Here is a 14,623-nt window from a genome sequence, read left to right as displayed (position 1 = left end):
TCCACAAAAAAACGGGCGCAGCGCGCCCGTTTTGTCGTATCAAGCCTGGATGCCGAAAGAAGGGGATCAGAGGACCCCCTTCTCCTTCAGCAGGCCGATCGAGTCACTCACGTTCTCGTGAATGCCCAGCTTGCGCGGCGACAGGCCCATGGCCAGCCCCAGCAGCTGCGTGAAGTAAAGCACCTTCACGTCGGTCTTGATGCCGAACTCGGTTTCGGCACGGACCTGGTGCATCTCCAGACCGGAGTGGCAGGTCGGGCATTCGGTCGCGATCACCTCGGCGCCGGAATCCTCGGCCGACTGCAACAGGTTCAGCACCAGCTGGGTCGAGGTATCCGAGTCGGACAGCGTATGGGCCCCGCCGCAGCAGGAGGTCTTCAGCGGGAAGTCCACGTTGACGCCGCCGGCGGCCCCCAGCAGGTCATCCATGAAATGCGGCTGATAGCTGGAATCCGACCCGGGACCATTGTCCTTTTCCGGGAAGATCTGCCGCGGCCGCGTGTACATGCAGCCGTAATAGTTCGCGATCTTCAGGCCGTTCAGGCTCTTGGTCATCTGCTGCTTGATGCCCTCGGGACCCAGCTCCTCCATCAGCCATTCCAGCAGATGCAGGGTGCGCACGTCCCCGGAATACACCGGATCGTCCGACTTCCGGGCAAGGTCCTGGACCGTGTTCATCGTCTCATCGGACGTGGCGGTCTCGTACTCGGCCTTCTTCAGGTTGTGATAGCAACCATTGCACGGCGCCATCACCGTGTCCATGCCCATCTGCTCGGAGGCGATGGCCATGTTCCGGGCCGACAGATAAGTCTGCAGCATCGGATGGACGTTCTTCACCTCCATCGCCCCGCAGCAGTTCCAGTCGCGCAGGTTCTCCATCTCGAGGCCCAGCGCCTTGACCAGCACGCGGGTCGAACGGTCGTAGGGACCGCCGGAGCCCTCGAGGGCACACCCGGGATAGTAAGCAACCTTAGCCATGAGCGGCCTCCTTCTGTTCGCGCACGTAGTTCTTCAGCACGTCCCCGGTCTTGCCCCAGGACTTGGTGCGCGGCGTATGTACGGTATTGAAGCCCATCGCCATCAGGTGCTTCACCGGCAGGTGTTTCATCATGCGGAAGATGAACACCTTCAGCCATTCCTGGACGAGCGGCTGGCCGGACTTCTTGAAGAAGTTCTGCATGACCTTGCCGTCTTCAATCCGACCGGTCTTGTAGATCTGGTCGGCAAACTCTTCGTCGAACATCGTGGAGGGGGCCTTTTCGGTAATGCCCTCTTCCTCCATCCAGTGCGCCAGCGCCTTCATCACGCCCTCGGGCTTCACGTCCTTGGGGCAGATGTTGGTGCACTTGTTGCACGACACGCACTGCCAGATGATGTCCTTGTCCTTGACCAGCTCTTCCTTCATGCCCAGGCGGGTCAGGTAGATCCAGTAGCGCGGATTGAACTGCACGTTCTGCGCATACATGGTGCAGGAGTTGGTGCAGGACCCGCACTGCCAGCAGCGGTGCACGTACTCGCCGCCGGTGTAGCTCTGGATCTTCTTCTCGAAATCGTCGTCGTAGTCGCGGACCGTGCGCGGGGCAATCATGGTGTTCCAGTGCCCGGACACGTCCACGCCGTCGACCACCAGCTCGTCGTGCTGCTGGAGCCGCTCGTCCTCGATCAGTGCCTTCTCGTGTATTGCCATGACGTCTCTCCGAAAACCTGTCCAACCAGGCTCAAACTCGATTCAGTTATTATTCAGTGCAACGAAGCCTGCTCGCCCTTCAGGCGCCCCTCGGGAGAATCGATCCCGAGCAGTTTCACCACAAGCTCCAGCGGATCCTCGCGGGCGCCGAACTGGGCATCGATCAGCCCCAGGCTCATCGACAGCGACCTGGCGTAGTCGGAATACGCCTGCACCCAGAGCAGATCCGTAACGAAATGGAGATCCCGATAGAACCCCATGTCGTGCAGGGCCTCGTAGAACCATTGCCGCATGCCCAGCAGCGCTGCATAGCCGTCGTCGATCGGGATCTCCCGCAGGGTGTCGTTCCCGCGGATGAATTCCCGCATCGCGCCGGCCGTGGTACCGGAGTCCCACACCCAGCGATTGGCCAGCGGCAGTGCCTCCGGATCCGCGAAGTGCAGGATCTCCGAACCGAAGTCCCACAGTCCGCGCCGCAGCTTGCGATCGTCGCCGGCGAGATCGGCGAAGGCCTGCACCCGTTCATCCGGATGGAGATCCGGCCGTACCAGGCTGCGTACGCCTTCGACCACCGCGCCCTGACGCTCCGCCAGCAGCGGCCCCAGCTTGCGCCGCACCGAGAACACCAGGCCGCCCAGGGTCCGCACGTCGGCATCGTCGATCTCGTCACCTTTGGCGACGACCTCGGCGAACACCTCGTGTTTGGACTGCAGCGCCTCAATGAAGGTCTGCAATCCCTGAACCCCGCCGGCGTCGGCGATGTTCTCCTGCAGCGTGTTCAGCTTCGTTGCAAGGATGTCCCTGTCAAAGGTGACACGAGGCGGCACCGGCGTCAGATCCGGCACCGCCTCCTCCTTGACCACCTCAGCCGGCTTTCTGAACCAGCGCATGCAGGTCCGCCACGGCCCGGCCACCCGCGGCCGCACCCTGCGCGATCGAGTCATCGATCGTCTCGGGGCCGTACGCCGCGCCGCAGGCATAGATGCCCTTGCGCGTGGTACCGCAGGTGTTGGTGTACTGCTCGGCCTTCTCGAGGAAGCCGTGCTTCTCGAGGCCAACGCCGAACACCTGGGAGATCTCCGGGTTGTCGGCGTTGGGGTCCATGCCGATCGCATGCACGACCATGTCGAACGGGATCACGATCGGGCGCTTGACCAGCGTATCCTCGCCCTTGACCAGCAGGCGGCCGTCACCGGAGGACGTCACTTCGGCGATACGCGCCTTGACGAACTTGGTCTTGAACTCTTCCTGGGACTTCCAGTAGTACTTGTCCTCGTACAGACCGAAGGTACGGATGTCCATGTAGTAGATGAACACGTCGGTCTCGGGGGACAGTTCCTTGATCTCCATGGCCATGTTCGCGGACACGGTGCAGCAGATCTTGGAGCACCACTCGCGACCGATCTGGCGGTCACGCGAGCCCACGCACAGCAGGATGCAGACCCGCTCCGGCACGCGGCCGTCGGAGGGGCAGGCGATGTTGCCCGAGGCGACCATCTGTTCCACCTGGGTGGTGGTCAGCACGTCCTCGTAGGTGCCGAAGCCCCACTCCGGCTTGTTGATGGAGTCGAAGTGGGTAAAGCCGGTGGCCAGCACGACCGAGCCGGCCTGCACGGTTTCGCCATTGGTCAGCGTGGCGCTGAAGTTGCCCGCCTCGCCGTCCAGCTTCTCGACCTTGGCACTCTTGTGCACGGCCACGCTGGAGTCGTCCTCGACGCGCTTGACCATGCGGCCAATCGCCTCGGAAGCCCACTCGCCGGAGGGGACCAGCTTGGCATAGCCCGACAGGATCGGGGCACCGCCCAGGACGTCTTCCTTTTCGACCATGACGGCCTTGTAGCCGGCCGAGGTCACGTTCGCGGCGGCGGACAGGCCCGCCGGACCTCCGCCAACAACCAGTACAGTATCTTGCATCACACCTTGCCCCCGTATGCGAGTTCAGGATTGTAGAGGTATTCGATGTTCCCGGCCTCGACCTCCTTGAGGTACTCCTGGAAGGTCTTCTTGGCTTCGGACCAGGACATGCCCATCTTCTCGACCAGATCTTCGCAGGGCGACGCGTGCCACTGCAGCTGGACGATCTTGAACGGATCCGCGCCGCAGGCCAGGGCCGCGAACTGGACTTCCGCCATGATCGGGATCTGGAAGTTCTGGTTATGCGCCTTGCCGATCCACTGGTTCTTGTCCATGGTCGTGACGCAGCCGGTGTCGTTGGCCAGCATCACGTCGGCATTGGCCTCTTCGCGTGCCACCCGGATCTTGCGGTCCATCGTGAACGAGCGGGTGAACTCACGCTCGGAGATGATGTGCCGGAAGCCGAAGCCGCAGCAGTCGTACCAGGTGGAGTAGTCGATCACCTGAGCACCCAGTGCCTGGGCGGTGGAGGTGATGATGGCGGTACGGTTGCCGCCCAGCACGGACTGATCGTAGACCGCGTCCTCGTGCACCATCTTGTAGTAATGGCAGGCCACGTGGGCGGTGGTGCGGATGTTGGACACGTCGATGGTCTGCAGCTCGGACGCGATGCGATTGCGCATCACGTGGACCCACTCGGAGTAGTGGATGATCTCTTCAGGGATCACGAGCTTGCCGTCGACCAAACGGCCCAGCTTGCCGAGGATCTTGGTGACCTTCTCGCGCAGTTCCGCGGACTCCACCAGGAACTTGCGGATCTCCTTGTAGTTGCCGAAGGAGGTGCCGCAGTGGACCAGCGGATAGAAGTGGCCCAGGTCGTGGCCGTGCTGCTTGCCGGAGACGTAGGCCTGGTGGAAGTTACGCAGGAATACCGCGGCCAGCGACTCGACGTTGCCGATGCCGGAACCGTGGTAGTTCCACGCGGTGCAGGACGTCTGGTCGGTCTCGTCGAGGTAGTCCTTGCCGGGTTCGAAGCCGAACTGGTTCATGAACCACAGCAGCGAGGTCGGATAGCCCGGGATGTTGCCGCACTGGCCACAGGACTTGTGGTGCCACAGCTGCTTGGTCGGGACCTGCTTGTCCCAGCCGAACAGGGTCTGCACGGTCGCCGGCTCGTGACCGTCGGTGATGCGGTGGATAATGATCTGACCGTCCTTCTCGAGCTCGTACATGTGCTCGCGGACGTCATCCATGCGGTCGCCGAGGTCGATGGTGCGGCGGTCGACGTGCTTGCGCACCCAGTCGGTGGCCTTGACGGCTTCTTCCTGCGACAGATCGGTCGCCTGGAAGAAGGAACCGTGACCGGCAACGCCCTGGCCGTCGGTGTTGTGATAGCCCGGCTTCATGGCGCCGGCGCCGGCACCTTCACCGTTCTGGTTGTGATTGCCTGGGGTCTGTTCACTCATAACGCTTCTCCTGATGTCGCGGAACCGGAGGGACAGAGACGATTACTCGTCGTCTTCCTCTTCCTGCTCCTCGAGCCAGTCTTCGTAATCCTCGCGCTTCTCGTCGATGAAGTCCTCGATCACGTCGAAGAGGTTTTCATCCATCAGTTCGAGGGACTTCAGAACGCCGGTCATTTCCCAGATGGTGTACATCTCGACCGAGGTCTTGAGCGAGACCTCCCAGGCGGTTTCCACGGTCTGCAGGGTCTTCACCGGGATGGCCTTGCGCAGCACCTGGAGATCGCCTTCCACCTTCTGGATGTTGGGCCCCCAGTCCGGGAAGTGATCGGGCTGGATCATGTCGGGCGAAAGCTGGTTGCCCGTCGTGATCAGCTTGAGCATCACGCGCCCGAACGGACGAAGCACGTCCTTGGCCGACTGCATCTCGTGCTTGATGGCCACCTCGCGCATGATCGCGACGAGACCGCCGGGGGAGTTCTTGAACGGGCAGCGGGCGGCGCAGGTCATGCACTGGGCGCAGGCCCAGATCTTTTCCTGCATCGCGTCGTAGATCTGCTCGACGTTCTCGGTCCAGAGCAGCTGGACGATCTCGCGCGGGGAATAGTCGTAGAACTGGGCGGAAGGGCACGTCGCCGTGCAGATCCCGCAGTTCAGGCAGCCGTTGAGATCATGGTCGTAGCGAAAATCTCCGCGGATGTCGTCGAAGATTTGCTGCATCTCAGCATATGTCGCCATATGTCACCTCTTCGCTGTGGGCGAGCAGGCCTCTTTTGTACGGACCTTGCAGCCAGCCTAGATCGGGTCCAGGCATCAATCCAGTTACCTCACGGTAACCGCGTCTACCGGCAGCCCGGGACCGTTCGCGGGACCGGACCCGGGCTTCGATGCGTCAGGAGACCTCAGGCCTTCTTGACCAGGAAGTAGAACTTGCCGCCCTCTTCCTTGTGCTCCATCAGTTCGTTGCCGGTCTGCTTGGCGAACGCCTGGAAGTCCTTCACCGCGCCCGGATCGGTGGCGATGATGTGCAGCACCTGACCGGCGTCCATGGAGGCCAGCGCCTTCTTGGCACGCAGGATGGGCAGCGGGCAGTTCAGGCCGGAGGCGTCGAGCTCTTGATCGAAGTTGGCCATGGCTTTCTCTCCTTTGTGAGTCTTCGTAATGGTTGACCGTTACCGGTCGTGGATCCGCCGAACTCCCCCTTATAGGGGAAACGGAATCGGAATACAACCAGATACTAATCGGGCGTGACAATCGAGCGGCCGGACTGCGCCCAGCCCATGATGCCGCCCCGCAGGTTGTACACGCCCTCCACGCCCTGCTGGGACATGAAGGCGCAGGCCTGCGCCGAACGCGCCCCGCTCTGGCAGTAGAACACCACGGGGACTTCGTCCTCGGTGAACTCGTCCTTGCGCGGCGGCACCGCCGCCAGCGGCACGAGTTCGGCGCCGGGGATCACCCCGCGTCCGGTCTCGCCCGGCTGGCGCACGTCCACCAGACGGAAGGCTCGACCTTCCGCGCGCCACTGTTCCAGTTCATCCGGGGTGATTTCCGAGAATCCGTACACGGCCAGCTCCAGTTTCCGGTTAACGTCCGGGCGGTGTAGCAGGTGCGAGGCTTCCTTGCAGAATGGCCACGCACACGGTGGGCGCGGAGCATAGCGAAACCGGCGACAAATGCAAATGGGATGACGGCATCCGCGAAGCCCGGGGAGGAGGGTGTGGCCCGCACTGCACCGGAACCGGTATCGCCCCCCGCGGTCAGACATGATAAGGTCACGCCCGCCTAAACAGTCCTGCGGAGGATTTTCCGGTGGAAAAGAGTGATTTCCAGGTAGACGGCCACTACGCCGTGACGATGAAGGACGCCCAGGGCAAGCTGCGCCCGGCGAACATCTACGTCCATCGCATGGAGGACGATCACATGATCGTTCGTTACACCTCCGGCGGCGACGTGGGCCTGCTGTTCAAGCTCAAGTACGACGACGTGGTGAAGATTGCACGCACCCACAAGGTTCTGGACCGCAAGAAGTTCATGGTCCCCGATTCCGTGCTGGATCCGAAACTGTGGAAGGACCGCGACAGCATGCGGGCCTACTCCTCGGCCCCCGGCCTGGGCAAGTAACCCGCAAGCGGCAGCACCACGCTGCGGGGGCCGGCACACCGCCGGCCCCCGTATCATGAAAAAGACCCTCCTCACGTTCCTGATCCCGCTTCTTCTGGTGCTCTTTCTGGCACCGGCGAGCACCTCTGCGGATACCTCCCTCCCGCGCCTTGGCGAAGCCTCGGGCGGCGTGCTGACCCCCGCCGAAGAAAGCGAGCTCGGCCGCTCCCTGCTGCGCGAAGTACGACGCTCCCTGCCGGTCGTGGACGACGCGGAAATCCGCTTTTACGTAGAATCGCTGGGTCAGCAGCTCGCCAGCCACAGCGATGGCGAGGGCATCACCTTCCACTTCATCCCGATCGACAACGATCAGGTCAACGCCTTTGCGATGCCGGGCGGCATCATCGGTGTCCACACCGGGCTGATGCTGGAAACGCGGGACGAGGCGGAGCTCGCCGCGGTCATGGCGCACGAGATCGCCCACGTGACCCAGCGCCACCTCGCACGCATGTTCGCGCGCGGGCGCGAGGTCAATTTTCGCACCGGCCTGGCGATCCTCGCCGGGGTCCTGGCAGCGGGGATCGACCCGCAGCTCGGTCAGGCGGTGATCACCGGCGGCGTCGCCAGCGGCATGCAGTCCCAGATCAACTTCACGCGCGCCAACGAGGCGGAAGCCGACCGCGTCGGCATGCGCATCCTGGCCGCCAGCGATTTCGACGCTGATGCGATGGCCGATTTCTTCGAGCGCATGCAGGAGCTGTCACGCGGCGCCGGCGACGCAGTGCCCGAATACCTGCGCACCCACCCGGTCACGCTCGATCGCATCACCGATGCGCGCAACCGCGCGCGGGACAAACCCGAAGGCGTGCGCCAGCAGGGCCCCGAATTCGCCTGGATGCAGGCCCGCGCCCGGGCGCTGAGCGATCCGCGGCGCGCGCTGGACCGGATCGGCGAGGATGCCTCCGCCGCCGAGCTGTACGGGGGCGCCATCGCACAACTGGAACGCGGCAACCCGCGCGAGGCCCGCCAGCTGCTGGAACGGATCGACGCGCCCGACGCCCCCACACTCACCCTGGAACTGGCGCGGATCGCCGTGGAACGCGCAACCGGGGAACACGCCGCGGCCCTCACCAGTCTCGAGGACCTGGACGCCGTCTACCCCGGCCACCCGGTGGTGCGCGAGCGCATGGCCCGCGTCCAGCGCGACCTCGGAAACTACGACCGGGCCCTGCGGATCACCTCGCGCATGATCCGCGAAACCGAAGCACCGGAACCGGCCCTGCTGCGCCTGCAGGCGGACATCGCCAGCGAGGCCGGCCGCGAGGCCCTGCGCCACGAAACCATGGCCGAGTATTTCTTCCATCGCGGCCAGTACGAAGAAGCCGTACGGCAGTTCGAGGTGGCCCTGGAGGCCGGGGACGCCAGCGAGCGCGACCGCCAGCGCATCGAGGACAAGCGCGAGACGGCCAGCCGCACGGCACGAGAATTCCGGGAAGACCGCAGGTAACGACCGCCCCAATGTGTCGAACCCGTCGGGGGAAATTGCGATTCAAGCCCTCTATTGAATAATATCCGACGACATTCATAGACCCGCGATCGCCCCATGCCCGCCGTCACGCCCGTCCACTGGTCGCACGCCCCGCCGTTCCCCAAGCTGCACCGTGCAGAGAGGATTCGCACGGTCCAGGTGAATCTGGGCTACGTGTGCAATCAGACCTGTTTCCACTGTCATGTCAACGCGGGGCCGAATCGCCGCGAGGTCATGGCTCAGGAAACCCTGGCCGAAGTCCTGGATGCGGCGGAGCGTCTGGGTGCCCGCGAACTCGACCTGACCGGAGGAGCCCCGGAGCTGAACCCGGCGTTTCGCTGGCTGCTGGAACAGGCACGGCAACGGGGCCTGTCGGTCATTGACCGCTGCAACCTGACCATACTGAGCGAACCCGGCCAGGAAGATCTGGCCACACTTCTGGCTGAACACGGTGTCCGCGTAATCGCTTCGCTGCCCTGTTACCAGCCGGACAACGTAGATCTGCAGCGAGGGGACGGCGTGTTCCGGCGCAGCGTCGACGGACTGCGCCGTCTCAATGAACTGGGCTACGCGGCGCCGGACAGCGGGCGCGTGCTGGATCTGGTTTACAACCCGCTGGGTCCCGACCTGCCTCCGCCCCAGGAGGAACTGGAGCAGGCCTACCGCGAAGCCCTGCAGCGCGAGTTCGGGATCCGTTTCAATCAGCTCCTGACGATCGCCAACATGCCGATCAACCGCTTCGCGAAGCAACTGCGCCGAGAGGGTCGACTGCACCGCTACATGGAGCAGCTACGCGCCGCCCACAACGATGCCAATCTCGAAGGCGTAATGTGCCGCCACCTGATCAGCGTAGACTGGCAGGGCCACGTCTACGACTGCGATTTCAACCAGATGCTGGGGCTCCACGCCGGCGGAAACGGCCGCCCGATTCATGTCCGCGACCTGGACACGGCGGCCTTCGAAAATGCCGCGATCGCCACCGCGGATCACTGTTACGGCTGCACCGCCGGCCAGGGCTCCAGCTGCACCGGGGCACTTTAGGGAAACACTGTTCAATGTACCCGCTCGTGATCGAGTCGATTGTCAGGGCTCGACCGGCAGGCCCGCCGCGGCCCATTCCGGATAGCCGCCTTCCAGCCGCCGCGCCTGCACCCCGGCCTCGCGCATCCGTTCGACCGCATCATAGGCCAGCACGCAGTACGGCCCCCGACAATAGGTGACCACTTCGCGATCCGGCGGCAACTCGTCGAGGAACGCATCAAGGTCCGGCAGCGGGACATTCACCGCGCCCACCAGGTGCCCGGCGGCGAATTCTTCCGGCGGCCGCACGTCCACCAGCACGGCATCGCCCGTCCGGATGCGTTCGGCCAGATCCTCGGCCGGGATTCCTTCCAGTGAATCCTTGCCCTGCAGATTCTCGTGGACCAGTTGCCGGGCCTCGGCCACCTGTTCGATCGCCAGCGCCTGGATCGCATCGAACAGGTGCACCACCGCCTCGGTGTCCGAAAGCCGGTAGAAGATGCGCTGACGCTCGCGCCGGGTCGTGACCAGCCCGGCCTGCCGCAAAATCTGCAGGTGCTGCGAGGTATTGGCCACCGACAGTCCACTGACTTCGGCCAGCGCCTCGACGCTGCGCTCTCCCTGCGCCAGCAGTTCAATCAGCTCCAGCCGCCGACCGTTGGCGAATGCTTTGCCAATCCGTGCGAACTGGCTGAACAGGTCCTGTTTGAATCCCATGGAAATCCGGTTACGAGTCATTAGCGAGCCACAGCCGCACAGCATACATGCCGAGTGTGCAGCTGCGGCCATTCATACACTATGGACATTACCAATAGCTTATACACGATCCAACCGTTGACCTCACCGGACACCCAGTGCCATTATTCAATTGATAGGTTGATAAATGATGTTCTGGAGGCCCCATGTACAAGGACTGGCAGCACACCGCAGAGGAACTCCCCCGGTTATTCGAACAGTTGAAAGAAGGCACCCCGGAGGTCGCAAAGCAATTTGCTGGCCTGGCCAGAGCTGCAAGCTCGGATGGAGCGCTGAAACACCGCCACAAGGAGCTGATCGCTCTGGCCATCGGTATCGCCGTGCGTTGCGAAGGCTGTATCGCACTGCATGCGCGGGCCGCCGTGCGCGCCGGCGCGTCGCGGGAAGAGATCCTGGAAACCGTCGGGATGGCCACCTACATGGGTGGCGGCCCGGCCTTCGGCTACGGGGCGCAGGCCGTCGAGGCCTTCGACCAGTTTTCGCAATAACGCCCGCCAGGGAGCTGCGAACCATGACCGCCCGCTTGCCGAATACGCCGCATGCCACGATGCAGGCCACTGCGGGCCAGTTGTGGCCGGGCACTCGCTACAGGCGACTGGTCGAGAACCTCCAGGAATGGATCGGCGCCGATATCTATCTCTCCCTGCTGTCCTTTAACGGGGCCTTTCGCAAGGAGGGGCAGTCGTACCGTCTCCAGGCGATCGTCCCCTTCCCCAGCCCGCGCAGCCATCCGTTTCCGCCCAAGCGGACCTACACGCACATCCTGGTACTCGAATCCCGCCGGCCGGAAGGGCGGCCCGACCCTTACTGGCAGAACGGGATTTACCATGGCGGCGCGGTCAACCTGGCGCATGTCGGCAGCATTACCACCCGCGCCTTCCCGCAGGCCAGTACCGAATGGCTGTTTGCGAACCTTGACCTGCTCTCGCGCTATTATGGTTGGCCGGCGCTGAGCCTGGTGGAACAGGGTGTGGTGCCCGCCGACATCGCACACCGGGAGGCGCAAACGCTGTGGCTGGACCCCGCGGAACAACAACGCCTCGACGCATGGCTCCCGGCCAGCCACTGAATCCCCACCGGAAGCCCTCGACTCGATGAACGACGCCGAGCATCCGACACCGGGCGCCCCGGGCGCCCCGTCGCAGTACGAGGCGTGGTACGCCGCACCCCGGGGGGCATGGATCGCCGAGCGCGAATACCGCCTGCTGAACCGGCTGCTGCAACCGGAACCGGGGGCCTCGCTGCTGGACGTCGGGGCAGGCACCGGTTATTTCGCGCGGCGCCTGGCCGCCGACGGGCTGCAGGTGACCGGGCTGGACCCGGACCAGACTTCGCTGGACTACGCACGCGATCGGGCACCCGGGCTGAACTGGCTGGCCGGGGATGCACAGGCACTCCCGTTCGCGGACCGGAGCTTCGACTACTGCTGGGCGGTGACCAGCCTGTGTTTCGTGCCGGATCCGGCCCGGGCGCTGCGCGAGATGTGGCGGGTGACGCGGCGCGGAGTCGTCCTCGGCCTGCTGCATCGACCCAGCCGGCTGCACTGGCTCAAGGCCGGCCGGGGCGGCTATCGCGGCGCCCGCTGGGACCATCGACGAACGGTTACCGAGTGGTTCCAGGGCCTGCCCGGGAATCCCCAGCCGCGATTCGGCTGGGCCGTGTTTCTGCCCGGCGGGGGGCCTGGCGCACGCCGGCTCGAACCGATCATCCCGGCCCGTCTGCCGCTAGGCGGTTTCATGGCTGTCGCCGCCCATCACTGAACCCACGACAAGCCCGCACCGATGACAGAACACATACCTCTGCCCGCCCTCACCGCGCTGCTGTTCGGCCTGGCGGCCCTGACCTTCGCGATCGCCCCACGCGTGCGCAGCCCCGAGGGATTCTTCGCCGGCCACGACCACGCCGGCCGCCCGCCGGGGATATGGACACTGGCGCTGTCCCAGGTCACCACCTGGATCTTTGCCCGCTCGCTAATGAACGCGGCAATCCTCGGCTACCTGTTCGGCCTGGCCGGCGTGCTGGCCTACACCGCCTACTACGGCTCCTTCCTGACCGGCGCATGGATCGTCGACCGCCTGCGCTTCCGGCATGGTGCCCACAATATCCAGGGGTTCCTGCGCCAGCGTCTGGGCCAGGCCGGGAGCGTCAGCTACAACCTGCTGGTCTCCCTGCGGCTGCTGACCGAGGTATTCGCGAACCTGCTGGTGGTCGGCATTCTGTTCGGCGCGGCCGGCGGCGGCGCCTGGATGCTGGCCATCGCCCTGGTCACCGGCCTGACGCTGGCCTATTCAATGGCCGGCGGGCTGCACGCCGCGCTGCGCACCGACGTGCTGCAATTCGCCCTGCTGGCCGCCGCCATTGCCGGTCTGCTGTGGATGCTCGGCTGGCATCCGCAGTTCGCACCACTCGAACTGGCGAGCTTCGAATGGGCCCTCGACAACCCCGGCTGGCTGCTCCTGATCGTTGCATTGCTGCAGGTGCTCAGCTACCCCATGCACGACCCGGTCATGATGGATCGCGGCTTTCTTGCGGACCGGCGCACTACCCGGCGCAGCTTCCTGCATGCCTTCTGGATCTCGGCCACGCTGATCCTCGCCTTTGGCCTGCTCGGCATCTTTGCCGGCATTCATCGCGAGGGCGGCGAGGAACTGCTGGAAACCCTGACCCGGCTGCTAGGCCCCGCGGCGGCACTGATGCTGGGCGTGGCACTGGTAATCTCGGCCGCCTCGACCCTGGACTCGACCTTTTCCAGTGCGGCCAAGCTTGCGGTGGTCGACATGGGACTGGGACAACGCTCGACCCGCAACGGCCGACTCGCCATGCTCCTGTTTGCCCTGGGCGGCCTCGTCCTGGTGCTGTTCGGCACCGACGATCTGTTCGCCGCGGTCGCGGTCAGCGGCACGGCCTCGCTGTTTCTGACTCCGGTGATCGTCTACGTGATCGGCCTGAACCGCGACATCGCCCCGCGCGCCTACCTCGGCAACGTGATCGTGGCGCTGGGCGGTGCCACGCTGTATTTCCTGGAGGATTCCGACTACCTCGGCTGGATCGGCGCCATCAGCGGACTCGAGCACAGCTACGCCAAACTGTTGCTGGTCACCCTTTGCGTGCTGGGCTGGGGCATGCTCACCTGTGGGATCGGCTCGCGCCGCCGAAGAGTCACCGCATGAGCCCAAACCCGAATGCCCCGGGACGACAGTGCCCGCTGGCCTACCATACCCGCGCCGGCGATCTGGCCCGCCTCGAGCCGCTGGAGGCAGAGACCTTCTACGTGGTCGGCGGCCTGTACGGCAACCGCGCGGCCCTTGCCGCGATCCTGCGCCTGCGCCGGCGCGAGGCGCGCGCCGGGCTGCCGCTGCCGCGCCTGGTGTTCAACGGAGACTTTCACTGGTTCGATGCCGATCCGGAGGCCTTCGCGCGGCTGCAGCGAGTGATCGATCGGCACACGGCGACCCTCGGCAACGTGGAGATGGAACTGCTGGACCCGCAGCCTGGTGCCGGCTGTGGTTGCGCCTACCCGGATTTTGTCGACGACGCCACGGTCCAGCGCTCCAATGCCATCATCGAGCACCTGCGCGACGCCGCCCGTCAGGCAGACCGGCGCCATGACAGCCTGCAACGCCTGCGCACATGGCCGAAGATGCTGCGCCTGCAGGTCGATGACACCGCGATCGGGGTGGTACACGGCGACCCCGACAGCCTGGCCGGCTGGGGGCTGGCGATCGAGCACATGCCACCCCCCGGCCAGACCCGCCCCGAGCTCGACCGCTGGTTCCAGGAGGCGCAAGTCGACATCCTCGCCTGCACGCACACCTGCACCGCCTACCTGCAACCCCTGCCGGGCAGCAAGGACCGGCCGCGCGCCGTGATCAACAACGGAGCCGCCGGGATGCCCAACTTCCGCGCTGATCCCCGAGGTGTCATCACACGCATCTCGCGGCATCCGGCCCCCAAGGCACGCCTGTACGGCACCCGGATCGGCGGCGTGCACTGCGATGCACTGGGTATCGAATGGTCACGCGGCCGCTGGCTGGAGGCCTTTTTCGACCGCGTCTGGCCGCGCGGCAGCCCCGCCAGCCGCTCTTACCGCGATCGCATCCTGCACGGCCCCGCCCACGACCTCGACCGTGCTCGCCGCGGCTGATCACGTCCATGCCAACCGGCATGGCAACCCGCTCCTTTCCCGGGGCCGGCGTCCGCACTTCGTCATCG

Annotated in this window: 17 protein-coding genes; 8 read left to right on the top strand and 9 right to left on the bottom strand. The window is 64.9% G+C overall.

Annotated features, from left to right (window positions below; all coding sequences use genetic code 11):
* Positions 1–66: 66 nt before the first annotated feature.
* From F787_RS0104355 to F787_RS0104320, 8 genes are all read right to left on the bottom strand, one after another.
* On the bottom strand, positions 67–978 hold the full coding sequence (locus tag F787_RS0104355; protein ID WP_019589755.1) for a CoB--CoM heterodisulfide reductase iron-sulfur subunit B family protein: 912 nt from the start codon (positions 976–978) through the stop codon (positions 67–69).
* Entirely contained in the window at positions 971–1,687 is a 717-nt protein-coding gene (locus F787_RS0104350) for a 4Fe-4S dicluster domain-containing protein (protein ID WP_018870320.1), read from the bottom strand. Before F787_RS0104350 ends, F787_RS0104355 begins: the two co-directional genes overlap by 8 nt.
* A 53-nt stretch (positions 1,688–1,740) precedes the next feature.
* On the bottom strand, positions 1,741–2,613 hold the full coding sequence (locus tag F787_RS0104345; RefSeq protein ID WP_028491413.1) for a hypothetical protein: 873 nt from the start codon (positions 2,611–2,613) through the stop codon (positions 1,741–1,743).
* On the bottom strand, positions 2,552–3,601 hold the full coding sequence (locus tag F787_RS0104340; protein WP_038037597.1) for a CoB--CoM heterodisulfide reductase iron-sulfur subunit A family protein: 1,050 nt from the start codon (positions 3,599–3,601) through the stop codon (positions 2,552–2,554). The genes F787_RS0104345 and F787_RS0104340 overlap by 62 nt, the downstream gene beginning before the upstream one ends.
* A complete protein-coding gene (locus tag F787_RS0104335) occupies positions 3,601–5,007 on the bottom strand; it encodes a heterodisulfide reductase-related iron-sulfur binding cluster (RefSeq protein WP_019569632.1) in 1,407 nt (468 codons plus the stop codon). The genes F787_RS0104340 and F787_RS0104335 overlap by 1 nt, the downstream gene beginning before the upstream one ends.
* Positions 5,008–5,049: 42 nt before the next feature.
* Entirely contained in the window at positions 5,050–5,724 is a 675-nt protein-coding gene (locus tag F787_RS0104330) for a 4Fe-4S dicluster domain-containing protein (RefSeq protein ID WP_018870324.1), read from the bottom strand.
* Between the two features lie 182 nt (positions 5,725–5,906).
* On the bottom strand, positions 5,907–6,137 hold the full coding sequence (locus tag F787_RS0104325; protein ID WP_018870325.1) for a sulfurtransferase TusA family protein: 231 nt from the start codon (positions 6,135–6,137) through the stop codon (positions 5,907–5,909).
* Between the two features lie 104 nt (positions 6,138–6,241).
* Positions 6,242–6,571, bottom strand: a complete 330-nt coding sequence (locus F787_RS0104320) for a rhodanese-like domain-containing protein (protein WP_019569630.1) — start codon at positions 6,569–6,571, stop codon at positions 6,242–6,244.
* Positions 6,572–6,816: 245 nt separating this feature from the next.
* Here F787_RS0104320 and F787_RS0104315 point away from each other — a divergent pair, with 245 nt between their 5' ends.
* The 3 genes from F787_RS0104315 (at position 6,817) to arsS (ending at position 9,676) form a co-directional block, all read left to right on the top strand.
* Entirely contained in the window at positions 6,817–7,128 is a 312-nt protein-coding gene (locus F787_RS0104315) for a hypothetical protein (RefSeq protein WP_018870327.1), read from the top strand.
* 55 nt (positions 7,129–7,183) lie between these two features.
* A complete protein-coding gene (locus F787_RS0104310; RefSeq protein WP_028491412.1) occupies positions 7,184–8,614 on the top strand; it encodes a M48 family metalloprotease in 1,431 nt (476 codons plus the stop codon).
* A 96-nt stretch (positions 8,615–8,710) separates the two neighbouring features.
* Positions 8,711–9,676, top strand: a complete 966-nt coding sequence (gene arsS / locus F787_RS0104305; protein WP_028491411.1) for an arsenosugar biosynthesis radical SAM (seleno)protein ArsS — start codon at positions 8,711–8,713, stop codon at positions 9,674–9,676.
* A gap of 42 nt (positions 9,677–9,718) precedes the next feature.
* Here the strand turns inward: arsS and F787_RS0104300 are convergent, their stop codons facing one another.
* Positions 9,719–10,372 (bottom strand): metalloregulator ArsR/SmtB family transcription factor, encoded by a 654-nt coding sequence (locus F787_RS0104300; RefSeq protein ID WP_028491410.1) that lies wholly within the window; start codon positions 10,370–10,372, stop codon positions 9,719–9,721.
* A gap of 185 nt (positions 10,373–10,557) precedes the next feature.
* Between F787_RS0104300 and F787_RS0104295 the strand changes: the two genes are divergently transcribed.
* Genes F787_RS0104295 through F787_RS0104275 form a run of 5 tightly spaced genes read left to right on the top strand, consistent with a single transcriptional unit; the run spans position 10,558 to position 14,555 of the window.
* Positions 10,558–10,899 (top strand): carboxymuconolactone decarboxylase family protein, encoded by a 342-nt coding sequence (locus F787_RS0104295; protein WP_028491409.1) that lies wholly within the window; start codon positions 10,558–10,560, stop codon positions 10,897–10,899.
* 23 nt (positions 10,900–10,922) lie between these two features.
* Positions 10,923–11,480 carry a hypothetical protein gene (locus tag F787_RS0104290; RefSeq protein ID WP_028491408.1) on the top strand — a complete coding sequence of 186 codons (558 nt, stop codon included), beginning with the start codon at positions 10,923–10,925 and terminating at the stop codon, positions 11,478–11,480.
* A gap of 25 nt (positions 11,481–11,505) precedes the next feature.
* Entirely contained in the window at positions 11,506–12,171 is a 666-nt protein-coding gene (locus tag F787_RS15430) for a class I SAM-dependent methyltransferase (protein WP_051246004.1), read from the top strand.
* A gap of 21 nt (positions 12,172–12,192) precedes the next feature.
* Complete coding sequence (locus F787_RS0104280) at positions 12,193–13,581, top strand: sodium:proline symporter (RefSeq protein WP_028491407.1); 1,389 nt, start codon at positions 12,193–12,195, stop codon at positions 13,579–13,581.
* Positions 13,578–14,555, top strand: coding sequence for a hypothetical protein (locus F787_RS0104275; RefSeq protein ID WP_028491406.1), 978 nt, complete (start codon positions 13,578–13,580; stop codon positions 14,553–14,555). Before F787_RS0104280 ends, F787_RS0104275 begins: the two co-directional genes overlap by 4 nt.
* Positions 14,556–14,623 lie beyond the last annotated feature (68 nt).

The organism is Thioalkalivibrio sp. ALE19, assembly GCF_000428605.1.
GTDB lineage: Bacteria > Pseudomonadota > Gammaproteobacteria > Ectothiorhodospirales > Ectothiorhodospiraceae > Thioalkalivibrio.
This window is presented reverse-complemented; position numbering and strand designations above follow the sequence as displayed.